General features: G+C 46.3%; 1 protein-coding gene. It reads left to right on the plus strand.

Translation table 11 applies throughout. The features are described from left to right. Positions 1-255: nitronate monooxygenase (locus AAEY80_RS14685; RefSeq protein ID WP_350588619.1), on the plus strand; the 255-nt coding region annotated here is incomplete at both ends.

The following is a 255-nucleotide window of genomic DNA, read 5'->3' on the forward strand; positions in this document are numbered from 1 at the left end:
TATTAAGGTAGTACAAACTGCTGGCGCGCAATTGGCGCAGGTTGGCACGGCATTTTTGACCACAGATAAATGTGCTATTAATGACCGTTATAAACAGGCATTGCTTGATGCCAGTCACGGTAAACGAAGCGCTGAAACGCGATTGACACGACTGTTTTCAGGAAAGCCTGCCCGTGCCTTGGTTAATGACTATCTGCGCGATTTTACAGCTTTTGATAATGGCGCTACTTTACCGCCTTATCCACAGCTTAATGC

This window comes from Psychrobacter sp. 78a-MNA-CIBAN-0178, assembly GCF_040309625.1.
GTDB classification, from domain to species: Bacteria; Pseudomonadota; Gammaproteobacteria; order Pseudomonadales; family Moraxellaceae; genus Psychrobacter; species Psychrobacter okhotskensis.